At 47.4% G+C, this 21837-nt stretch carries 19 protein-coding genes; 11 read left to right on the plus strand and 8 right to left on the minus strand.

The window, feature by feature from the left end; translation table 11 throughout:
• Positions 1-10 precede the first annotated feature (10 nt).
• From AAC052_RS11125 to AAC052_RS11140, 4 genes are all read right to left on the minus strand, one after another.
• Positions 11-487, minus strand: a complete 477-nt coding sequence (locus tag AAC052_RS11125) for a hypothetical protein (RefSeq protein ID WP_339813260.1) — start codon at positions 485-487, stop codon at positions 11-13.
• Between the two features lie 341 nt (positions 488-828).
• Entirely contained in the window at positions 829-1263 is a 435-nt protein-coding gene (locus tag AAC052_RS11130) for a response regulator (protein WP_339813263.1), read from the minus strand.
• The gene (locus AAC052_RS11135; protein WP_339813266.1) at positions 1253-4324 is read right to left on the minus strand and encodes an ATP-binding protein; all 3072 of its coding nucleotides are present in this window, start codon (positions 4322-4324) and stop codon (positions 1253-1255) included. The genes AAC052_RS11130 and AAC052_RS11135 overlap by 11 nt, the downstream gene beginning before the upstream one ends.
• Positions 4321-4929, minus strand: coding sequence for a helix-turn-helix domain-containing protein (locus AAC052_RS11140; RefSeq protein ID WP_339813268.1), 609 nt, complete (start codon positions 4927-4929; stop codon positions 4321-4323). Before AAC052_RS11140 ends, AAC052_RS11135 begins: the two co-directional genes overlap by 4 nt.
• Positions 4930-5270: 341 nt before the next feature.
• Here AAC052_RS11140 and AAC052_RS11145 point away from each other — a divergent pair, with 341 nt between their 5' ends.
• The 9 genes from AAC052_RS11145 to AAC052_RS11185 all read left to right on the plus strand — a co-directional run bounded on the left by AAC052_RS11145 (position 5271) and on the right by AAC052_RS11185 (position 15759).
• Positions 5271-5465, plus strand: a complete 195-nt coding sequence (locus AAC052_RS11145) for a hypothetical protein (RefSeq protein WP_317487010.1) — start codon at positions 5271-5273, stop codon at positions 5463-5465.
• A 688-nt stretch (positions 5466-6153) separates the two neighbouring features.
• Positions 6154-8508 (plus strand): Ig-like domain-containing protein, encoded by a 2355-nt coding sequence (locus AAC052_RS11150; RefSeq protein ID WP_339813271.1) that lies wholly within the window; start codon positions 6154-6156, stop codon positions 8506-8508.
• A 4-nt stretch (positions 8509-8512) separates the two neighbouring features.
• Complete coding sequence (locus AAC052_RS11155) at positions 8513-11023, plus strand: ice-binding family protein (RefSeq protein WP_339813272.1); 2511 nt, start codon at positions 8513-8515, stop codon at positions 11021-11023.
• Between the two features lie 206 nt (positions 11024-11229).
• On the plus strand, positions 11230-11460 hold the full coding sequence (locus AAC052_RS11160) for a general stress protein CsbD (RefSeq protein WP_317487013.1): 231 nt from the start codon (positions 11230-11232) through the stop codon (positions 11458-11460).
• Positions 11461-11588: 128 nt separating this feature from the next.
• Positions 11589-11939 (plus strand): cupin domain-containing protein, encoded by a 351-nt coding sequence (locus AAC052_RS11165; protein WP_317487014.1) that lies wholly within the window; start codon positions 11589-11591, stop codon positions 11937-11939.
• Positions 11940-11973: 34 nt separating this feature from the next.
• The gene (locus AAC052_RS11170; protein WP_339813274.1) at positions 11974-12204 is read left to right on the plus strand and encodes a hypothetical protein; all 231 of its coding nucleotides are present in this window, start codon (positions 11974-11976) and stop codon (positions 12202-12204) included.
• Between the two features lie 44 nt (positions 12205-12248).
• The gene (locus tag AAC052_RS11175; protein ID WP_339813276.1) at positions 12249-12434 is read left to right on the plus strand and encodes a hypothetical protein; all 186 of its coding nucleotides are present in this window, start codon (positions 12249-12251) and stop codon (positions 12432-12434) included.
• Positions 12435-12508: 74 nt separating this feature from the next.
• Positions 12509-14746 carry a glycosyltransferase family 4 protein gene (locus tag AAC052_RS11180; RefSeq protein WP_339813278.1) on the plus strand — a complete coding sequence of 746 codons (2238 nt, stop codon included), beginning with the start codon at positions 12509-12511 and terminating at the stop codon, positions 14744-14746.
• Positions 14743-15759, plus strand: a complete 1017-nt coding sequence (locus AAC052_RS11185) for a glycosyltransferase family 4 protein (RefSeq protein WP_339813280.1) — start codon at positions 14743-14745, stop codon at positions 15757-15759. Before AAC052_RS11180 ends, AAC052_RS11185 begins: the two co-directional genes overlap by 4 nt.
• Before the next feature lie 2 nt (positions 15760-15761).
• On the opposite strand, the gene AAC052_RS11190 is transcribed toward AAC052_RS11185, so the two are convergent.
• From AAC052_RS11190 to AAC052_RS11205, 4 genes are all read right to left on the minus strand, one after another.
• Positions 15762-17225 (minus strand): glycoside hydrolase family 130 protein, encoded by a 1464-nt coding sequence (locus AAC052_RS11190; RefSeq protein ID WP_317487019.1) that lies wholly within the window; start codon positions 17223-17225, stop codon positions 15762-15764.
• Positions 17226-17744: 519 nt separating this feature from the next.
• Positions 17745-18308, minus strand: coding sequence for a fibrobacter succinogenes major paralogous domain-containing protein (locus AAC052_RS11195; protein ID WP_317487020.1), 564 nt, complete (start codon positions 18306-18308; stop codon positions 17745-17747).
• A gap of 73 nt (positions 18309-18381) precedes the next feature.
• Positions 18382-19077, minus strand: a complete 696-nt coding sequence (locus AAC052_RS11200) for a hypothetical protein (RefSeq protein ID WP_339813282.1) — start codon at positions 19075-19077, stop codon at positions 18382-18384.
• Between the two features lie 146 nt (positions 19078-19223).
• A complete protein-coding gene (locus AAC052_RS11205; RefSeq protein WP_151997441.1) occupies positions 19224-19778 on the minus strand; it encodes a collagen-like protein in 555 nt (184 codons plus the stop codon).
• A 99-nt stretch (positions 19779-19877) separates the two neighbouring features.
• On the opposite strand from AAC052_RS11205, the gene AAC052_RS11210 reads away from it, so the two are divergent.
• Both AAC052_RS11210 and AAC052_RS11215 read left to right on the plus strand, forming a co-directional pair.
• Positions 19878-20765 carry an SMP-30/gluconolactonase/LRE family protein gene (locus AAC052_RS11210; RefSeq protein ID WP_339813284.1) on the plus strand — a complete coding sequence of 296 codons (888 nt, stop codon included), beginning with the start codon at positions 19878-19880 and terminating at the stop codon, positions 20763-20765.
• Between the two features lie 4 nt (positions 20766-20769).
• On the plus strand, positions 20770-21174 hold the full coding sequence (locus tag AAC052_RS11215) for a VOC family protein (protein WP_339813286.1): 405 nt from the start codon (positions 20770-20772) through the stop codon (positions 21172-21174).
• The last annotated feature ends 663 nt before the right edge of the window (positions 21175-21837 follow it).

Consider the following 21837-nt stretch of genomic DNA (forward strand, 5'->3'; position numbering starts at 1 on the left):
CCTATATGCATCAATTATTTTCTATGCTTTCGCTCAGCTTATCCAGTTCTCTTTCAATGGTGGTGATAGAGGTAAGGATGTCGTCATAAGACGCACTCCAATCCTGTTCCTGGTTTTTGACAGCCTCAATTTTTCTATCCAGAGAACTCTTCTCTTTTTGGAAAGCAATAATGGCAGCCTGTATGCTGGCGGCGGCTTCTTTGTTTGTTGACTTCTTCGAAGTGGCAACCAGTTCTGAGATTCGTTTTTCCACCTGAATGCTCCTTTTGGTCAGGAGGTCTATGGCTTCTTCCATGTGATCCTTATAGTATTCCTTCTTACTGATCATGGCATCTTCGGTAGCTTCTGCAGCCGCTTCAACGGCCTTATTTGCTTTGCCGATATCCTTTTCCACGTCAGCTTTGGTTGTGGGCGAGTCACAGCTTTGAACCAATAAAAGCGTGACCAAAAAAGAGATGATGCGTAATGAATTGAGGTATCGTTTCATATGCTTAGTTTTAAAAAAGAAGGGACTACACATGATGTGCGTATACAGCGCATCGGAGTCGATTTAGTGGGGAGGCGAATACACGCCGATGGTTTCGTAAAATTCTGCTTTTTCAGCCTGATTGGTATTACACAATTAGATGGCAGAGTTGCATATTTCACATGTTGCCGTGAAGCGGTTGGCCTGCGAAGCAGACAGCAATAAACCGGGGGGATGGAGGCCTGTCATGTGGTTGCTAACCTCAGGGAGTTCGGCAAGGCTAGCAACCGAAATAAAAACTACCAGCTGAAAATGAGCAAAAAAAATGACCCTTGCTGAGTTAAACTAAAAAAAATGGGCGGCTACATCCTTTCCATGTACCAGCTCAATTGTTTTTCTACTTTTTTGAGTTGCATGATGCCGGTGATGATCTTCTGCATGCGTATAAAGGCTGTTTCGCTTTTTACTACGTAGTCAAATGCCTTGTGGTGCATACAGTTTATCGCCACTTCAATTTTATCTTGCGAGGACAGCATAAGTACAGGAATATCGGCGTTTGATGTCCTAATTTTGTCCAGGGTCTTCACTCCGTTCATAGCATCCTTATCAATTCCATCCAGGTGATAATCCAAAACAATTACATCAGGTGCATTTGCCAGGTTTTCAAGACAGCGTTCGCCCGTCGCATAGGTTTCCACTATGAAACTGCCCGTGTTCATGAACTCTATTTCCAGTGACTTCAGGAACACAGCATCGTCGTCCACGAGAAAGACCTTTATCCTCTTTTCAGTTTTCATGCATTGATGTCTTCATCTTATTATACTCCTGCTTTAATTCTGCACATGCCTGTGTGCACACATTCCCCAGCTGCAAAACAAGGGCTGAGATTTCCTCTGGCTGCTGCTGAGTACTGGCGAACTCTTGCAATACTCTTGCCTTCTTTTCGAAATCCATGTGAATGCCCATGATCGAAAATGAGGGGATCATTTTATGCACAGCCGAATACAGAGTAGTCCAGTCTTTCTCAGCAAAGCTCTTCTTCATCGTGCTGATCAGTGGTGGAGTTTGCTCCAGGTAAAGTGATATCATTTCCATCATCAATTTTGGGTCAGACTTGGTCCGCTTATTCAAAAAAGTGAGGTCAATACAGCTGACGACCTTTCCGGGTAAAACCTCCACCAAAACGTCCTCTTTTGCTGTCATTTGTGAAGGCTTCTTTGCCAGCGACACAATTTTGCTGTACAACAACCTTTCGTCGACAGGCTTCGAGATATAGTCATTCATTCCGACGGCTTCACATTTTTCCAAGTCCACTGTGGTAACATCTGCGGTCAGGGCAATGATGGGAATTTGTAAATTCATTGTGTTACGAATGTATTCTGTTGCTTCAAAGCCATTCATTTCAGGCATTTGCAAGTCCATCAGAATAATATCGTACGATTTAACTTCCAGCTTTTCAATCGCAATTCGCCCATTGTCAGCAATGTCCCTTTCGAAGCCAAAATCGTCCAGCAATGTCTTCATCAGCAACTGATTAAGTGCAATGTCTTCCACTACCAGCACTTTGATGTCCTTAATTTCTTTGTCCGGCTCTGCAAATATCACGTCGAGCACAGCTTCCTGGTTTGTTTTACCAAAACTCAGGATAAAACTAAATGTAGTCCCCTCTCCCACTTTGCTTTTCACCTGGATACTGCCTCCCTGGGGCTCCACCAGTTGTTTCACAATGGCCAGTCCAAGCCCCGTGCCCCCATACAACCTGGAGGTGCCGCTGGAGGCCTGTTGAAAATTGTCAAATATCCGTTCCAGTTTGTCCTCGGTTATGCCAATCCCAGTATCGGAAATGGCGAATTCTATATTCACCTTTTCTTCCTCTTCGCTGGCCAACATTCGAACGCTCACGGTAATTTTTCCTTTGGAAGTAAACTTGACCGCATTGCTCACCAGGTTTAAAATGATCTGGTGCAGACGAACCGGATCTCCAATCAGCACTTCCGGAATGTTCTCGTCATATTCTTTGATGAGCAACAGGTTCTTTTCCTGAATTTTTGTTTCAAACAGGTGCAGCATCGCCGACAACGAAGAAGCCAATTTGAATGGGATTTCCTCAAAAATCATCTTTCCAGCATCTACTTTGGCCAAATCAAGGATGTCGTTGATGAGCACAATTAAAGAGTCGCCACTAATCTTAATAGCCGTTAAATATTCCCTTTGCTTCGCCGACAAGTTCGTTTTCAATACCACTTTTGTAAACCCAATAATGGCGTTCATTGGTGTACGGATTTCATGACTCATGTTGGACAGAAACTGCTGTTTTGCCTTTACTGCACTTTCGGCGATTTCGGCGGCACTTTCGGCTTTCTCTTTGGCCTCCTCAGCTACGGCAGTGGCAAGCTCCGCAGCTACCTTCGCTTCTATTAATTCCTTTTCAATCCTCTTTTGCTCAGTAATGTCCCGGGCTACTACCACGGCCCCTAGCACATCACCCTTTTCATTTTTATACACCGAACCATTGAACAATACAGCTGTTAGTCCATGATCGATGATGGTCAGCGGATAGTCTGCCACAAACCCTTCGGTGAACACCTCTTCATAAATTTCACGGGCTTTGACCGGGTCAGTGAAATAGACGCCAAAGTCTGAGCCGACAAGCTTTTCTCGTGTTGATGCTGTAATGCTCGCAAACGCCTCATTCATGTCGGTGATTTTGCCTGCCGTGCTGATAGTAACCAATGGGTCACGACTTGCTTCTATCAGGCTGCGGGCATAGTTGGCCAACCTCAATTCTGCAGCCCGCTTTTCCTTCTCATCGTTCTGGAAGGCAAGCTCCTTGTTGGCAATGTCTAACTCAGCCGCCCGCTTTTGCCTCTCATCGTTTTGGTAAGCAAGTTCGTTATTAGCAACAGTGAATTCTGCCGCCCTTTTCTCCTTCAGCTCATTTTGAACGACAAGCTCTTCGTTGGCGATAAGAAGCTCCGACGCACGCTTTTCCTTCTCATTGTTTTGGAATGCCAGCTCCTCGTTGGCGATCCCTAGCTCAGCAGCACGCTTTTCTTTCTCCTCATTTTGAAAGGCCAGCTCTTCGTTGGCAATCCATAGCTCGGCCGCACGTTTTTCCTTCTCATCATTTTGAAAGGCCAATTCCTTATTGGCAATTCCTAACTCAGCAGCCCTTTTCTCCTTCTCATTGTTTAGGAAGACGAGCTCTTCGTTGGCAACAACAAGCTCGGACGCCCGCTTTTCCTTCTCATTATTTTGGAACGCAAGCTCTTCATTGGCAACCCCCAACTCTGCTGCTCGTTTTTCCTTTTCATCGTTTTGAAAAACCAACTCTATATTGGCAACACTCAGCTCAGCGGCTCGTTTTTCCTTCTCTTTATTTTGGAAAACAAGCTCTTCGTTGGCAATGACCAGCTCTGCAGCCCTCTTCTCCTTTTCTTCGTTTTGAAATGCCAGCTCCTTGTTGGCCTTTCTTAGTTCTATGGCCCATTTTTGTTCAGTCACATCACGGGCTGCAGCAAATACTCCCAGCACATTGCCTCTGCTGTCTTTGTACACGGAAGCATTGTAAAGCACGTCGGTTAACATCCCATCTTTGTGCTTGATGGTCAGGGGGTAGCCAGAGACAAAGCCCCTCTCAAAAACTTGCAAATACCCCTCCTGCGCCTTTTGAGGTGAGGTAAAATAGGTGGAAAAATCGGTGCCAATAAGCTCTTCCCGGCGAAGCCCGGTTACTTTTATCAGAGCCTCATTCAGGTCGGTGATTTTGCCCTCGGCGCTAATGGTAACAAACGGATCCAGGCTGGCTTCCAGCAAACTCCTTGCATACTGCGATTTCTGAGATCTCGTCTTGGTCATCGCTGATTTATTTCTCCTTGTGTCAAAGTTCCCTTGTCTGAATTGCCAATTGTCTCAATGGGGCTCCGCCGTTTGCTTTTCAATTGCTTAAAATGAGATGGCGAAAGGCCGGTGACTTTTTTGAACTGGTTCGACAAATGCGCCACGCTGCTGTAGCCCATTTTCCAGGCAATTTCTGTAATGTTCAGCTCGTCGTAAATGATGAGTTCCTTGATGCGCTCCACCTTGTGAATGATGATGAATTGCTGAATAGTGATGCCCTTCACCTCCGAAAATATGTTGGACAAGTAAGTGTAGTCGTAATCAAGTTTCTCGCTGATGTAGTCGGAGTAGTTCATTTTCGGCAGCTCACCAGAAGCATGGATCATTTCGGTGATGATGTTTTTGATCTTTTCAATCAGAATGGCCTTCTTATCTTCCATCAGCTCCAATCCAATGCCAAGCAACCCGGCTTTGAGCTCGTCCTGCTGGTCGCCCGTCAACTCCTCCATGATGTCTACCTCCCCCAAATCAACTACAATAAAATGCAATCCCATCTCTCTCAAAACTTCTTTCACTGCCATTTTGCAGCGGGTGCTCACCATGTACTTGATGTAGAGTTTCAAATGATCACATTTTTTTAAGCGGATAACAGGCAAGTTGGGGGCTTTTCGGTTCACAAAACTTACACATCAAAGGAGGAATGTTACATAAATCACTGATTGGCTGTCGGCAACGCCCTGCAGGTGTCTCCGCAGCTGCATAAGCCCTTAGAGGATGGCCTGCGATCCAGCTACTTTGGGAAGTGTGAAATGTGTAATAGGACGCCAAATATATATAACACCTGGCTGGTCTTAGCGTCGCATCTTTGTGGGGAATTATTATTGAGGCATCGCTTGGTTAGGCCATTTGCCCCGGAAGCGAATCCACGCTTTTCAATATGCTTCAGCAGTTAAACACATAAATCATGAATCTAAAAAGAATATTTGGCGGACTACTGACTGTATTAGGAATAGGCAGTCTTATCTATGCTGCTGTGTTATTCGTCAACAACATGGGTGGCGCAAATAGCGTGAAAATCCTTTTGACCTGGGGAGGGCTTGGCCTGTTGTTTTTCGTGTCGGGCATTAGCCTTGTACGTACTACGAAAGACGAATCGTAGTAAGGGCGCAAAATAGTAATTCGTCGAGGTAACCAGAGCCTTTTTGATCGGTGGTGCCGTGGGCCCGTAGGGTGTGCGTCAGGCTAAAAGTCTTTGAGCAAATTCGTGGCTTATCCCCCCTCCCCGTACCAATGGCCGAAACACTTGCCGAATATTTCCCAAGAAGGATAGCTGATGCAATTATCCTCCATCACTGGCGGCTCTTTCAGTGTCTTCAAACATCATCTACCAAATTTACCAAGCAAAAGTGTCAGAATAAAGAAGCTTCTCAACTGGGGTTATTCCCGTTTTATATTGGTGCACGACAAATCTAAAATTTTATTAGAAAAATTATATTTTTCTAATTACCACTCTATTTCACTACTTCCTCCCAATCTGTTTTAAAAGACGCCTTAAACAGCAAAAAGCGACAAATAACCAGTGAAATATGTAACTCAAAAATACTGAAGTGTAATTTTATTGGTTCAAAAAATTGGAATTTTGCATAAACCTAATGGCAAACCCGCCTGCCCAACACAGGGAGGACGTCGCTTAAAATGAGCTCAATTTTAAGCTCATTGTGGCCTCGCAAGAAGCCATAAACCTCAATTCAAAATTACTTATGTCATCGTAAAACACCCCCTTAACCTGGTGGGTGACAAAGAGTAATAATCGCTCAAAATTCAATTACCAGCTAAACATTAATATAATGAAAAAAACAAAAAACAAGCTATGGACATCTGCCCTGACAGCATTATTTTTTGCCGTCCTGATAGTAGGGTGTAAAGATGAAAATGAGGGCATTGTAGGACTCTGCCCTGTGATTGTATCCACGGATCCCGTGGGGGGCGCCGTGAATGTGCCACTTGATCAGGTCATTTCAGCGACCTTCAACGAGGCAATGAATGGTTCTTCTATCACTCAAGCCACATTTAGCCTTGGAGGAGCCTCTCCTGCCGGCCGAGGTTTGGCTGAAATTGAAGGCACGGTGTCGTATGATGCTGCTACTTTTACAGTAAGCTTTGTGCCAGCAGAAAATCTCCGCCCGGGCATTGAGTACACAGCCACAGTGGCACCTACGGCGAAGGATCAAAATGGTAATTTCCTGCAAGCACCCTATGTGTGGACCTTCACCACAAACGCCTCGCCGACTGTGGTGTCAACAGACCCCATCAACCTGAGCACCAATATTCTGCTCAACAAAGTAGTAACGGCCACATTCAGTGAAGCAATGGATCCATTGATGATCAATGGTGCCTCGTTCACACTCATGAATGGAACAACGCAGGTTGCCGGGGTCATCACCTACGATGGTTTGACGGCCTCCTTTACACCGTCTGTCGATCTTTTACCTGACACAGACTATTCGGCCACTATTACGACCGGCGCCATGAATCTCACCGGAGAGGCAGTTGCGGCTGATTTTGTATGGACTTTTAATACTGGCATGCTGCCCGCTGTAACGACTACGGCACCAATCAATCTGGCCACAGGTGTACTGCTGAATCAGGTAATTGAGGCCGACTTTAGTGAAGCCATGGATCCCCTGACCATCACCCCGACTTCATTTACCGTAAAGCAAGGCACAACATCAGTTCCTGGTACTGTTGCCTATTCAGGCACTAAAGCTACTTTCACGCCAACAAACCCTCTTTCGGCTGGCACTACTTACACCGCCACTGTTACCAACACAGCAGCCAATCCTGTAGGCATTCCGCTGGCAGGCAATTATGTGTGGAATTTTGACACCGGAGTACTTCCCACTGTAGTTTCTACAGACCCGTTGAACCTGGCTACCGGTGTGCCTACCAATAAGGTCATCAGTGCTACCTTCAGCGAAGCCATGAACCCTGCTACAATTACCTCTTCGTCATTTACTTTGATGCAGGGTACCAATGCAATAGCAGGTACTGTTAGCTACTCAGGCACCACGGCTACCTTCACGCCAATAAGCCCGCTTGTGGCAGCAACGACGTATACCGCCAATGTAACGACAGGCGCAACCAGCCAGGCTGGTTTTGCGATGGGCGCTGATTTTGGATGGAGCTTTGATGTAGGAGTGATTCCAACTGTTCTTTCTACTGACCCGCTGAATCTTGCTACAGGTATTCCTCTTAACAAGGTCATCAATGCTACTTTCAGTGAATCAATGGATCCTCTGACGATCACCAGCGCTTCATTTACCCTTATGCAAGGTACAAATAGCGTGGCAGGTGCAGTTAGCTACACAGGAACAACAGCGAGCTTCACACCAACAAGCAATCTGCTGTCGGGTAAATCTTATACTGCCACTATTACAACCGCAGCAAAGAGCGTGGGCGGCATTGCCATTGCCAGTAATCACGTATGGAGCTTTAGCACGGTGGCCCCCTTAGGCCCTCCAGTTGTAAACCTCAATTCATTACTTGAATACGGTATCATAGCCGGAGTGGGTGTTACCAACAACGCTGGTGCCAGCGAGATTCATGACATGAATGTCGGTATCTATCCCGGAGCACGTTCTTCTATTACAGGCTTCTTCGATGTGGATGGTGGACCAGGTCTTATCTTTAATGGTGCCTTCCATGCCTCCGATGATGTGGCTCCTGCGGGAATCAACGCTGCACTTAACCAAGCTCAGTCAGAGCTGGTGCAAGCCTACGACGACGCTAAAAACGCAACAACCCCTGCCCCTTCCGTAGCACCGGCTGACCTTGGCGGGCAAACACTTGCTCCAGGTATCTGGACATCTGCCACCACCATGCTCTTGCAGAATGGTGACCTTACGCTTGACGCCCAGGGAGACGAGAATGCCGTCTGGATCTTCCAGGTTGGATCGGCCTTCACCTCTGTAGGTGGTGCCGGCGGCAACGTGATCCTGGCGGGTGGAGCAAAGGCCAAAAATGTGTTTTGGCAAGTAAGTAGCTCAGCGACCATTGGCGACAATACAATATTTAAAGGAAATATACTCGCCTTTTCATCCATCACGATGAATGCCGGTTCGGTGGCAGAAGGCAGGATGCTTGCCAGAAACGGTTCGGTACAGCTGATCAGCGCCAACACCATTACCAGACCTCCAAATTAATACCATGAAGACCGCATCTAAACCAATGCAGTCAGCTAAGCTTCTGTTCGCCGGAGGGTTTTCCCCTCCGGCAGCAGCAGCCATGGCTCAGGCCATATCTGGTGAAATGGGAGGACTAACACTCATGCCGGGTACTTACACAGCTGATAGCTTTATTATTCAAGCCGGGAATCTGACACTTGATGCCCGTGGAGACGCCGAGGCAGTTTGGATATTTGAGGCTTCTCACCGGATTACGACTTTAGGCAGCCACGGAGGCAATGTGGTACTTAGAGGAGAAGCGCAAGCTAAAAATATCTTTTGGAAAACTGATGGAACTATCAGCATAGGTAGTGGCACTTCTTTCAGTGGAAAGCTACAGCCATTAACGCCAATGACTATCATGTCAAAGGCCAATCACAAAAGCAGTATGCCGGCCAGTTACAAGCTGGCTATAGACATCATTAAAAACTTTTATCACAAAATGAAAACGATAACTAATTACAAAAAGGTATTGCAACCCTCGCATGCCTTATATAGCCTGACGATACTTTCCCTTATTTTCAGTGCTTTGATTTTGACGGGGATACAGGCACCTCTCCAGGCGCAGGACGCTTCACCTACGGAGTACACCAGGCCTAGCTGGCACTTTGGTGTAGCAGCGGGCGGGAACTTCAATTTCTACAGAGGCACTACTCAGCAGCTAAACGACGACCTGACCGTTCCTACTGCCTTCAGGCATGGAAAAGGCCTTGGCTTGTACGTGGCTCCTTCTATCGAGTTCTACAAACCTGATACTCGATTCGGGGTCATTCTGCAAGGGGGATACGACAGCCGCAAAGGCTCGTGGGATCAGGTACTTACCAGTTGCAACTGTCCGGCCGACTTATCGACCAACCTGGGCTATATTTCCATTGAACCAAGCCTGAGATTTGCGCCGTTCAAATCAGATTTCTACCTGTACGCTGGCCCCCGTTTTGCCTTCAACAGAACAAGCGCATTTACCTACGAACTGGGTATCAATCCTGCTTTTCCTGAGCAGGCTGCTACACCACCTGTGAAGGGTGACTTCAGCAACATCGAAAAAACTGTGATTTCCATGCAGGTAGGTGCCGGGTACGATATTCAACTTTCGTCTGTCAATCATAAAACGCAATTCGTTCTTTCTCCGTTTGCCAGTTTTCAACCTCAATTTGGCCAGGATCCCAGGTCTACCGAAACCTGGCACAACACCACCGTTAGGTTGGGAGCTGCGCTTAAGTTTGGCAAAGGCAAGGAAATAATCAAAGACGTGCCTCCAGTACCAGAGGAGATGGCAGCGATAGGACTACCAGAAGTTCAGTTCACGGTGGTTTCACCCGCCAATATTCCTATTGAGCGCCGGGTGAGAGAAACCTTTCCTTTGCGCAATTACGTATTTTTTGACTTAGGGTCAACTGAAATACCTGACAGGTACGTAACCATCAATAAAACCCAAGTAAAGGATTTCAAGGAAGATCAGCTTGAAGTATTTACACCGAAGCACCTGACAGGTCGCTCCGATCGTGGAATGGTAGTCTATTATAACATCCTTAATATCTTTGGCGACAGAATGGGCAAAAACCCACAGGCTACCATTAACCTGGTAGGCTCTTCAAGAAAAAGCCCTGAAGACGGCCGGGAAATGGCAACGACTATTAAAACATATCTTGTTGACGTTTTTGGCATCAATGCGGCTAGAATCTCAGTAGATGGAAGAAGCAAATCCAAAATACCCTCGCAGCAGCCAGGCGGAACTGAGGAACTTGTACTCCTTCAACAAGAAGACCGCAGGGTGTCTATAGAAAGCAGCTCTCCTGCGCTGCTTATGGAGTTCCAGAGTGGGCCGGAAGCGGCCCTTAAGCCAGTTGAATTCGTGGCGGTACAGGTAGCTCCGATTGATAGCTACGTATCATTCAGGGTCGATGGTGCCGACGAAGCTTTTGAGTCGTGGTCGCTGGACATCAAAGATGAGCAGGGAAAAGTACAGTCTTTCGGTCCTTTTACCAGAGAGCTTGTCAATCTTCCCGGCAAATCCATTTTAGGTACTACCCCCAAAGGCAAGTACGAAGTAACCATGATAGGGCAGACACCAGATGGCAAAACAGTGAAAAAAGAGGCTACTGTCAATATGGTGCTTTGGACACCGGAAGTCGATGAAATGGGTATGAGATACAGTGTCATTTATGAATTCAACAATTCCACTGCCATTGCCATGTATGAAAAATACCTCACTGAGATCGTTGTGCCAAAGATTCCTCACGGAGGAACTGTGATTATCCACGGCCACACCGACGTAGTCGGAGACGCAGCGAACAACGAGAAACTGTCGCTGGCCAGGGCCAATGATGTGAAAACCATCCTTACCAAGGCCCTGTCCAAAGCTGGAAGAACTGACGTGACTTTCAAAGTACTGGGTTTTGGGGAGGAAGAGAGAATGATGCCTTTTGGAAACAAATGGCCTGAAGAAAGGTTTTATAACAGAACGGTTCTTATTGACATTATTTCTGCCAAGTAAAAGCGCTTGCCTCTTATAAGCAACATCTTGGGGCTGACTGATGAAAATCGGTCGGCCCTTTGTTTTCGGCTCCACCCAAACTCGCTTTCCGTCGTGTGCAATAGTTAAGGCTATAACCTGTGATATATGTAACACTCTCTTATAAAGATGTAAAGTTTCCGGGGAGCAATAGCGGCACATTTGTGGGGGAAATAACCGATATTTTTATGAATACAGCGGAAGCAAACACAGTGGGCACATTTAGAATAACGGGCAACTGGTTCCATCAGTCGAAAGTGCTCAAACAGAAATTTGGCCTGCTCACAGATGAGGACCTTAAGTTCGAGGTAGGTGGAGAACAGGATTTGCTCACCAGGATTTGCGAACGGATCAATAAAAGCCGTGAGGAAGTGATCAATATTATCAGGAAAGGCCTACCGCTTGAAAGCACAGAATAGCCCTTTGAAGTGAAAAACGCATTATTTAATAGATACTGCGAACACACCTGAAGGGTAACGAAAGGGCAGTAATGGTGTTGTACCAGAAACTGTCCTTTTTACTCATTGGAAATACCTAAACAATCAAAATGGATACTCCGGAATACCCTAAAGCAAAAGTTTTCATTATCGTAGAAATCATAGAGTATGTTCCAAACTCAGTGGTGATAAAGACGATTATTAAGAAAACCACTGGCAATGTAAGTGCGGTGTCGTTCGACTCAGGAGAAATGCTAACGGAGAAGACTTCGCCATTTGACACCTTCATTCAGGTGATTGACGGGAAAGCTGAAGTGGTGATTGACGACGTATCCAATCTACTCGACACAGGCCAATCGATTATTATCCCTGCCCACTGTCGCAATGCCATAAAAGCAAATGTCCGCTTCAAGATGATTTCAACCATGATAAAAAGTGGTTATGAAGACCTGCCAGTATAAGTTCTTAAAGGGAAAATTTAAAAATTGATCAGCCATGGAAGGGAAATTTAAAGTAGGTGAAATGGTAGCTGAACGTATACGCCCGGCACAAAAATTGGTGGTTAAAAGGCAGGCTTACAATGTTTACTACTGCAAAATGACTGAAGATCTGTCGAGGAAGGAATTGGTCTTCCACGAGCGGGAACTACAGGCTTACGAAGGATTGGCTTCAAAACTGCCAGTAATGACTGTCTCTTCAAAGGCAGTAGAGGAGGACATGAAGTAGCGATGCCCTATTTGCATCATAAAGAATCTTTTTAACGCCCAATCATGATAGAAAATAAGTTTGCCGAAGGAACAACTGTATATACCCTTGCACACCCCAGTGAAGAACTGGTGATCAGGCGGTACATCAAGAAAATTTATTATTGTACCTCTCCTGCTCACCCCGAGCAAAAAGATCTGGCACTCTTCGAAAGGGAGATTACGGATGTGGCTGACCCCGCAGCAGGCTAAGCTGGGCTTTGCCTGCCTCCCTGCTCAGGGCCTGCCCTGTTGTCAAATACCTTATCTTCATTTAAATACCCAACATGAAAATAGCTTACATAGGTACCTATCCGCCCCGTGAATGCGGCATTGGCACATTCACCTGGGATCTTGTGGATGCTATGTCCAGCTCGCCAGACAGCGCCAGCTTTGTTGATGAGGCATTTTTAGTGGCTTTAAACGACCACGATCTACTCTACGCTTACCCAAAGGAGGTGAAGCTGACAATCCGCCAGGAGCAGCAGGCAGACTACATTGAGGCAGCTAATTTTATCAACTTGAGTGGAGCCGACCTCTGCGTGCTTCAGCATGAATTTGGGATTTTCGGAGGGCAAAGTGGGGTATATATTCTTCCGCTTCTCCACCGGCTAAAAATGCCGGTGATTGTGACGCTTCATACCATTTTGAAAGCACCCTCCTACAACGAAAAAGCGATACTAAAGGAAATCTGTAACATGGCCAGTAGGGTGGTTGTCATGAGCCATAAGGCCATCGAGTTTCTTACCAGTATTTATAATGTGTCGAAAGAAAAGATTGTTTTCATTGAACATGGCGTGCCCGATATTCATTTTGACCATGCGTTAGCCAAGAAAGAGTTCAAGCTGGAAAGCAAAAAAGTATTGCTGACTTTTGGCTTTCTGGGTCGCAACAAAGGCATAGAGACTGTTATCAAAGCGCTTCCATCGGTGATAAAGGAACATCCTGAAGTGCTCTACATTGTGCTTGGCAAAACACATCCAAATATCCTGCGTCACTCGGGCGAGGAGTATCGCAATTCCCTTCATTTACTGGTAAAAAGCCTGAAATTATCAGACCATGTATTCTTTCTGAACGAGTTCATGGATCCGGATCAGCTCTTCAAATACCTGGCTGCGTGTGATATTTACATTACCCCCTATCTGAATGAAACTCAGATCACGAGCGGTACCTTGTCGTTTGCCATGGGTGTAGGCTGCTCGGTGGTTTCAACGCCGTATTGGTATGCCAGTGAGTTACTTGCCGACGGACGTGGGCGTCTGTTTGATTTCAATGACTCAGATCAACTTTCTTCCATCCTCAATGAACTACTCGGCCAGCCAGATGTATTGAAAGAGCTCCAACAGAAGGCCTACGAATATGGCAAGAACATAAGCTGGCCAAAAACAGCAGAAAAATACATTGCGCTGGCCGAAAGCATTCTTGGCGAGCCTTGTCAGTCCATTGACAAAAAAGAAACGATTATTGATTTGATGCTCCTTCCACCCTTTTCGCTCGCCCACATCAAGCGATTAACGGATGACACAGGCATTATCCAGCACGCAAAGTTTGGGATTCCGAATCTGAAGGAGGGATATTGCCTCGACGACAACGCCCGGGCTCTGTTGATGGCACTTATGGCCTACAAACAAAAAAAGGATGTCGCTGCGCTCGAGTTCATGCCCATTTACCTAAGCTACATCCATTACCTGCAAAATGAAGACGGCACATTCAAAAACTTCCTAAGCTTCAATCGCAATTTCATGGATGAAGTGGGGTCTGAAGACTCCTTCGGCAGGACCATATGGGCACTGGGCTACCTGCTGGGCAATGCGCCCAACGACGCCTATTATCAAACCGGCAGGCTGGTGTTTTTTGAAGCAGCGCCCAACTTTGAAAACCTAAAATCCATCCGCAGCATTGCTAATACCATGATAGGCATTTGCTACTACCTGAAGAGCAATCCATCCGACGATGACATGACTGAGCGGCTACGCAACCTGGCTTATGTGCTGGTCGCACATTATGAAGGGAACTGCACGGCAGATTGGCACTGGTTTGAAGCACTGTTGGCCTACGATAACGGCATTTTGCCACTTTCGCTTCTTCATTCGGCTGAAATACTGAACGACGAAAAAATAAAAAAAGTAGCCCTGGACAGCATGGCCTTCCTGACGAGCCACACCATGAAAGACGGCTATTTGTCCATTATCGGAAACAGCGAATGGTATCAAAAAGATGGACCACGTTCGGTATACGGCCAGCAACCAATTGATGCCCTGGCCATGGTACTCATGTTTCATCAGGCGTTTCACCTGACCAGAGACAAGAAATACCTCAATGAATTGTACACAGCATTTATGTGGTTCCTGGGTGAAAATGATCTGCGCATGAGCCTGTATGATTTCGAAACCAAAGGCTGCTGCGATGGCTTCGAAAACTATGGCGTCAACAGGAATCAGGGCGCAGAAAGCTCTTTGGCCTACCTGATCTCCCACCTGACAGTACTTCAGGCGCACGAGGAGTTTTACAAATCAGATGGATGAAAGTTGCTATCCTTTCGCCCATTGCCTGGAGGACGCCCCCAAGAAAATACGGCCCCTGGGAGCAAGTGGCCTCCAACATTGCTGAGGGTCTGGTAAGGAAAGGGGTTGACGTAACGCTGTTTGCTACCAGCGATTCCTTCACCAGCGGCCAATTGCAATCGGTGTGCGAACATCCTTACGCAGAGGACCAAAACACAGATCCCAAAGTATGGGAATGCCTGCACATCAGTCACCTGATGGAACAAGCGGCCGATTTCGATATCATCCATAACCATTTCGACTTTCTGCCCCTCACCTATTCCAGGCTCATCGACACACCGATGATCACCACTATCCACGGGTTTTCTTCGCCAAAAATAGTCCCGGTTTACAAAAAGTATAATGCCTCCACCGCCTACATTTCCATCTCCAACGCCGACCGCCACCCTGAGCTCGATTACCTCGGCACGATCTACCACGGACTAAATCCGGAAGATTTCACCTTCAAAAAAGACAAGAAGCACTACCTGCTTTACTTCGGTCGCATTCATCCGGACAAAGGAGCGCATGCCGCCATCGAAATCGCCCACCGGGCTGGAGTGCCGCTGATCATGGCCGGGCTTATTCAAGACCAGCAGTACTATGAAACGGCTATCAAACCATCGGTTGAGAGCGGTCAGGTGCGCTACCTGGGCAACGTGGGCCCGGTTGAACGAAGCAAACTATTGAGCGAGGCCATGGCCTTATTACACCCCATCTTTTTCGATGAGCCGTTTGGCTTGAGTGTGGTGGAAGCCATGATGTGCGGCACGCCCGCCATCGCCTACGACAGAGGCAGCATGCCCGAGTTGATTGTCAATGGGGTAACCGGTTTTTTGGTCAGGGATGTAACGGAGGCTGTCGGGTCGGTGGCACTGCTGGCACAGCTCAACCCCTTGCGATGCAGGGAGCACGCAAAAACTCACTTCAGCATGGTGACAATGGTGGAGTCCTATATTCGGGCTTATGAAATGGTGTTACACGCTCGCTCCTAATCCTATCTCTTCTTCAGCGCATAAAAAAGCTCTTCCATACCCACCACGCCATATGTTGACGCATAGTCAGACACCGCATAGGGCAGAATCAAGCTGGCGTTGTGGATCATAGCGCCACAAGAGTAGACCACATTGGGCACGTAGCCCTCCCTTTCCTGTTCAAGAGGAGAAAGTAACGGTTCCTCCAGCCTGCCAATCTCTTTTGAAGGATCATCCAGATCAAACAAAGAGGCTCCAATGCAATACCGCCGCATAGGGCCAACGCCGTGCGAAATTACCAGCCAGCCCTCTTCGGTCCATATGGGAGAACCACAATTACCTATTTGGGTGAACTCCCAGGGAAAACGAGGCTCCTGAATAATGACAGGATTGTTCCAGACAGTGTTTCTGTCGGAGTACATCAAGTAGTTGTTTACGCCATCCACTCTTGCCAGCATGGCGTATTTGCCTTTTATTTTCTTAGGAAACAGGGCAAGGTTCTTGTTCAGAGCACCATTGCCGTGCAAGGGCATTACCCTAAATCTATAAAAGTCATCGGTTGAGAGGAGCTTTGGAAGAATAGTATGCCCATTGAACGCAGTGTAGGTAGCATAAACTTTTTCGCTCATGTCGTCGTCTGTAAACCGAACAAACCGGGCATCCTCTATGCCATTGCTTTCCGACTCCGACACCGGAAATAAGACTCTTTCCGAAATATCAGAATCACGTTTGAACTCCACATCATAAAACGAATCTGCCAGCCACGTCATCTCTTCAAGAGCCATCCTTCTATCGGCGCTAATGGTGCCATCACTGAGCACCTTGTCGACTGCTCGTTTCAATGAATAGTATTCAAATTTATCAGCCAAAGCCTCCATAAGGTTGGTAGAATATTTCTCGAGGATACTCATTTCCTGTAGTTTCTTGACAAAACGGCTTTTGTCGTACAGCTTCTTATGGGTGATCTCCGGTGTGTCCATATGGCTACCAGTGGTCATTACCTTCATGTCATTGTTCGCATCAAGGATCGCTCGCCTGAAAACAATAGATGAAATATGCCCCTCTCCCGTAGCCCTGAAAGACAAAATCACCCGTTGCTCACCATTCTCAAGAGAAAACTGGTCGAGGTCGCTGATCAGGGAGGGGTTGAAAAAAGCAGCGGATTCGATGGAGTACTCCGACGTGCAATAAGAACCGATGAGCATCTTACGTTCCTCAGAAAGCTGCACATAGTCGATTTCCATAGCCTCAATTACTTTTCGGATATTGTCGCAATGCTTGAAAAAAATCCTCGAGATATTACGGTGCCGGCTCGCAAATTCACGCAAGGTTTGCTCCAGGGCAATGCCCACCTGCTTTTCGTCCAGGGTCATTACCCTGCCGACTAGTTTTTGGGTACGTCCGTCACCGTTAACAAAAAACCTTGCCACAACTTTGCTTGAGTCGGGCATGAATTTTACATTTTTCCTTACAACAGAAACTCGCATGATGATAAACGTTTGGTAAAACTCAAAATTGATGAACACCGAAGGTGCAGAGGGGGAGCGAGCTGGAATGGTACCCGATTCTCGTGCAGATGAATCTACCGGAAGGTACCACTAAAAGCGGGATAAATAGAGGCTCGGTTACATTTCATTTGGCATCAAAATATCCCTTTCAAAAACTCGCCAGTTTTGCCAACCAATCAAAATCATTCTTCGGATTGCCATGCGTGAGGGATAGCAGCGGAAAGCCCGGACCCGCCCCGGGTGGAACCAGTGGGCGGTGAGGACTTGGAGCGGATAGCCCGACCCCCGCCAAAACAGGTCGGTTACTTTCAAGCGGAACATGGCTGGCGGGGGGCACGCCCAAAAAAAGAAAGTGTAAATAGCAATAAAAACAAATGTCAACCAGAAAGGTGTACCCTGGAAAAATTAAAGAGGTTACTTTCTGCGGAAGCGCAGAGAGTAACCTCTTTAATGCAAGTCGCCGGTTATTTGGCTTCGAAAGGCTATAAAAAAGACCAACTACGCCTTCAGGCAACGAACAGAAAGGCCATCTTTCTTTTCGTAGTAGCTTCTGTTCACGTGGGCGTTGTCGTATTCCATGATGTAGCTCCAGGCGAGCTTTTTGCTTTCTTCGGCGGGTGTCCACCAGTAGCCTATGCTGCCCCTGTCCATAAAGGAGCAGTCGTCGTCGCACAGGCCGCCGGGTTTGGCGTTGAACCCCGCCTCATTGGTGGCACCGTCGTTGGGTGCCTTCCACAGCTCAGTTGACTTGAGAATGGCGCCGGCCGTTAAATGTCCCCCCACGGTTTGCAGGAGCAGTTTCCAGTCGTTGTCGCCGGCGATTCGGAAGCCCTCCGGGGCTAGTCCCCTGGGGTCGACCAGGGCATACCAGTTGTAGAGCTTGCCATACAGCTTGCCCATTTCAGGGTCATTGTTGTAGTAACACCAGGCCCCGGTGGTGAGGCGATCCCATTCGTCGGTATCGGTTACCTCGGGGATGGGGTCACCGTTGCGATATGTGTCTACGTCCAGGTTGTCGGCCATCCATATCTGGTTACCGATTTTCACCAATTTGAATTCCATGGTTCGGGCAATTAGTATGTCGATAAAAAATTTGTTAGGCTATAATAGCTGTATGCCAAACAAAAAACAATAGCTATTTGATGGTATCAAGCACCAAAGCGTCAGTATCCATACTACCGTCGGCTAAAAAAAGATCAATTTCTTTCAGACATCTGGGGTATTTCTCTAGTAGCAACTGCTCCGACAATTGCATATACGTGCCCAACGTTCGCTGAAAGCTGTGGAAATCATTCTTCCTGCCATTTCCAATATTTCTCAGGTCACTGATTAACAGGTTGTCTATGCCGGCTACCTTTTCCTGAAGATCATAAGATTCGTTAATTACGTACAAGAGATTAAAATCGATTGATGACAATATGGAAGAATTGAGGCTCGTTTTCCACGCCACTTCAGGCAAGCCAAGCAATTCGATTTCTATATCAAGCCTACCTTTCGCTAGCAGTAAGTCCGGGAATTGCGCCTGAAGGGAATCAAATTGACTACTGGAGCCTAAGAATGTCATATTATCATCCACCAATGGAAGGTAAGCATTCAAAAAGTCGAGTTGACGTGCGTTAACTTGAACTAGCGTATCCATGGCAGACTGATTTCTTGCTACTTCACTTCGAATATTTTTCAAAGCCACCTCTGCTATTTGCTGCTCCCGCCTGTTACCCGCCCAGTTGTTAAGCCAAAAGGCTATCAGCACACCCAAAACCACTCCTGCAAATCCAAGGACGTGGTTCAACCATTCAATTTTGCCAGATGTGCTCTTTTTCTTTTTTGCCATAAAACGAAAGTCTCGCTTTAAATTTATCAACCCTGTGGGAGGAAAACAACCCGGGGGCACATTGCTATTGGCTGACGGAAAAAAACGAAAAACCCGGCCAGCGGCCGGGTCTTTTTAATACCGGAATTCATTATCCATACACCTGCTTATTCCGGCCGTTCGGATATAACGTAGCCAGTGGGTATTTCCTTGTCTGGCAGGTTAAATGTTTCTTTTACAGCATTATAGTCGCTATAGTCCATCCGGCCTGTGAACTGCCCAGGCACAACTACTACCCTGGCCAGCCAGTTGTCGAGAAACGGCGAGCCGAGATTGTCGAGGTTGAAATCAGAATCGAGGAATACCCTGGCGTCGAACTTGGTGAAGTCGAAGTTGTACTGCAGAAAGCCGAAGTCGGTGATCATAGACTGAGGCAGCAGGCGCCACACTTCGGTGCCGTCATCGAGCGTATCCCACAACAGGTAAACCAATACCACGTCTGAATCGAGTGCAGTAAATCCATCGGGATACTCGAGAAGGACGCCATAATCGGGCGATTCAAAGTCGAACACGAATTCAAACACATACGCTTCCTCGCCATCTTTTCCGTCGACACCATCATAACCATCGAACCCCTGTGGGCCGGGAGGGCCCTCCGGACCTACGCAGGATTGACCGATAAGGAGCATAGCAACAAAGGCGGAGTAAATGAGCTTTTTCATATCTTTAGATTTTTTGGTTCATACTGGCAATAAGCCAAAGATTGTTCCAAAAAATATTTTTGAACGACTTTCCTTTTACCTTTGAGGCAAAACCAGATCATGAAAAAGACCCTAATCTACTTAAACAGCCTGTTTTTCATTCTTTTTTCCTGTAGCGAAAAAAAATCGGAAGAACTCTTTAAAAGCACCGACTTCACTGCCGAAAATCTTTTCACCAACAACATTGAGGGGCCTGCCTTTGATGCCGAAGGCAACCTGTATGTTGTCAACTTTGGAGAAGACGGCACTATTGGCAAGGTAGATAGCGAAGGCAATGCATCGCTCTTTTTGACCCTGCCCGAGGGCAGCACGGCCAACAGCATCAAATTTGGCGAAGACGGCACCATGTACCTGGCCGACTACACGGGCCACAATGTGCTGGCGGTTGACATGGCCACCAAGGCCGTAAGCGTGTTTGCCCACAACGACACCTTCAACCAGCCTAACGACCTCTGCATTGATAGCAAAGGAAGACTTTACGCTTCCGACCCCAACTGGGGAGACAAAACCGGGCAGATCTGGAGAATTGATACCGATGGCAGCATCGTTTTGCTCGACAGTGCCATGGGCACCACCAATGGCATAGCGCTGAGTCCCGATGAAAAGACGCTGTATGTAAATGAAAGCGTGCAGTTGAAAATATGGGCGTTTGATGTGGATGCCAATGGCGACATCTCGAATAAAAGACTATTCGCTTCCTTTGACGACTTCGGCTTTGATGGCATGAAGTGCGACAAAGAAGGAAATCTGTACGTAGCCAGGTATGGCAAAGGAGTCATCGCCGTATTGAGTCCAGCTGGCGAATTGATAAGGGAAGTGGCGCTTACAGGCAAAAAGTGCAGCAACCTGGTTTTTGGCGGTGCCGATGGCAAAACCGTTTTCGTGACCCTACAGGACAGAAAAGGAATGGAGAAGTTCCAGAACGACATTCCAGGCAAGGGTTACTAAACAAATGACACAGCTGCTGAAACACATTGCCCTGGTGGTGGCCGACTACGACGAGGCCATTGAGTTTTACACAAAAAAACTCCATTTCACCCTTGTGGAAGACACTCGCCTGAGCGAAACCAAAAGGTGGGTGCTGGTGGCACCGCCAGGCGGAGCTGATGGTTGTCTGCTGTTGCTGGCCAAGGCCGCCAGCGAGGAACAGCAAACCAGGGTTGGTAACCAAACTGGCGGCCGGGTGTTCTTATTCCTGCACACGGATAGCTTCCAAAAAGACTATCAAAACCTGCTTGACCAGGGCATCAAAATCGTTCGTGAGCCTTCGCAAGAGGCATACGGCACAGTGGCAGTTTTTGCTGATTTGTATGGTAATTTGTGGGATTTGATTGAGACAGGCTCCTCCGGTGGCTGACGGCTCCACCGCACCGGGCCTGCTGGCCGTACCGACGCCTGGCCAATCTGGGGGCACTTTCCTGTAGGATGTGGCTTCACCAGCATCCTTTGGGTATTACGCCCTTTCAGGGCTTGGAGGTAGGCAAGCCCTGAAGGAGTCTAATATCGATGGGTTGGGTGTAGCCCGGCGCAAAACAAAAAGCAGGATATGGCTGCACCCAATCCTGTTTTTATCTCGCCCTTTCAGGGCTTAGAGAGGTGCGAGCCGTGAAGGGGCCCGGACGGAATGGTATATTCATGCGTTGGATGACGCCATGTGCACTAATCCGGCGGCTGACGGCTCCACCGCACCGGGCCTGCTGGCCGTACCGACGCCTGGCCAATCTGGGGGCACTTTCCTGTAGGATGTGGCTTCACCAGCATCCTTTGGGTATTACGCCCTTTCAGGGCTTGGAGGTAGGCAAGCCCTGAAAGGGCCCGGACGGAGTGAAATATCTATGCGTTGGGTGTAGCCCGGCGCAAAACAAAAAGCAGGATATGGCTACACCCATATCCTGTTTTTATCTCGCCCTTTAAGGGCTTAGAGAGGTGCGAGCCGTGAAGGGGCCCGGACGGAGTGAAATATCTATGGGTTGGGTGTAGCCCGGCGCAAAACAAAAAGCAGGATATGGCTGCACCCAAT

The sequence above is a fragment of the uncultured Imperialibacter sp. genome (assembly GCF_963974565.1).
Classification (GTDB): Bacteria; Bacteroidota; Bacteroidia; order Cytophagales; family Cyclobacteriaceae; genus Imperialibacter; species Imperialibacter roseus.

Bases quoted from the DNA above. Each gene is read 5' to 3' on its own strand.
- AAC052_RS11125 (WP_339813260.1), bottom strand. From the start codon at position 487: ATGAAACGATACCTCAATTCATTACGCATCATCTCTTTTTTGGTCACG.
- AAC052_RS11130 (WP_339813263.1), bottom strand. From the start codon at position 1,263: ATGAAAACTGAAAAGAGGATAAAGGTCTTTCTCGTGGACGACGATGCT.
- AAC052_RS11135 (WP_339813266.1), bottom strand. From the start codon at position 4,324: ATGACCAAGACGAGATCTCAGAAATCGCAGTATGCAAGGAGTTTGCTG.
- AAC052_RS11145 (WP_317487010.1), top strand. From the start codon at position 5,271: ATGAATCTAAAAAGAATATTTGGCGGACTACTGACTGTATTAGGAATA.
- AAC052_RS11150 (WP_339813271.1), top strand. From the start codon at position 6,154: ATGAAAAAAACAAAAAACAAGCTATGGACATCTGCCCTGACAGCATTA.
- AAC052_RS11155 (WP_339813272.1), top strand. From the start codon at position 8,513: ATGAAGACCGCATCTAAACCAATGCAGTCAGCTAAGCTTCTGTTCGCC.
- AAC052_RS11160 (WP_317487013.1), top strand. From the start codon at position 11,230: ATGAATACAGCGGAAGCAAACACAGTGGGCACATTTAGAATAACGGGC.
- AAC052_RS11165 (WP_317487014.1), top strand. From the start codon at position 11,589: ATGGATACTCCGGAATACCCTAAAGCAAAAGTTTTCATTATCGTAGAA.
- AAC052_RS11170 (WP_339813274.1), top strand. From the start codon at position 11,974: ATGGAAGGGAAATTTAAAGTAGGTGAAATGGTAGCTGAACGTATACGC.
- AAC052_RS11175 (WP_339813276.1), top strand. From the start codon at position 12,249: ATGATAGAAAATAAGTTTGCCGAAGGAACAACTGTATATACCCTTGCA.
- AAC052_RS11180 (WP_339813278.1), top strand. From the start codon at position 12,509: ATGAAAATAGCTTACATAGGTACCTATCCGCCCCGTGAATGCGGCATT.
- AAC052_RS11185 (WP_339813280.1), top strand. From the start codon at position 14,743: ATGAAAGTTGCTATCCTTTCGCCCATTGCCTGGAGGACGCCCCCAAGA.
- AAC052_RS11190 (WP_317487019.1), bottom strand. From the start codon at position 17,225: ATGCGAGTTTCTGTTGTAAGGAAAAATGTAAAATTCATGCCCGACTCA.
- AAC052_RS11195 (WP_317487020.1), bottom strand. From the start codon at position 18,308: ATGGAATTCAAATTGGTGAAAATCGGTAACCAGATATGGATGGCCGAC.
- AAC052_RS11200 (WP_339813282.1), bottom strand. From the start codon at position 19,077: ATGGCAAAAAAGAAAAAGAGCACATCTGGCAAAATTGAATGGTTGAAC.
- AAC052_RS11205 (WP_151997441.1), bottom strand. From the start codon at position 19,778: ATGAAAAAGCTCATTTACTCCGCCTTTGTTGCTATGCTCCTTATCGGT.
- AAC052_RS11210 (WP_339813284.1), top strand. From the start codon at position 19,878: ATGAAAAAGACCCTAATCTACTTAAACAGCCTGTTTTTCATTCTTTTT.
- AAC052_RS11215 (WP_339813286.1), top strand. From the start codon at position 20,770: ATGACACAGCTGCTGAAACACATTGCCCTGGTGGTGGCCGACTACGAC.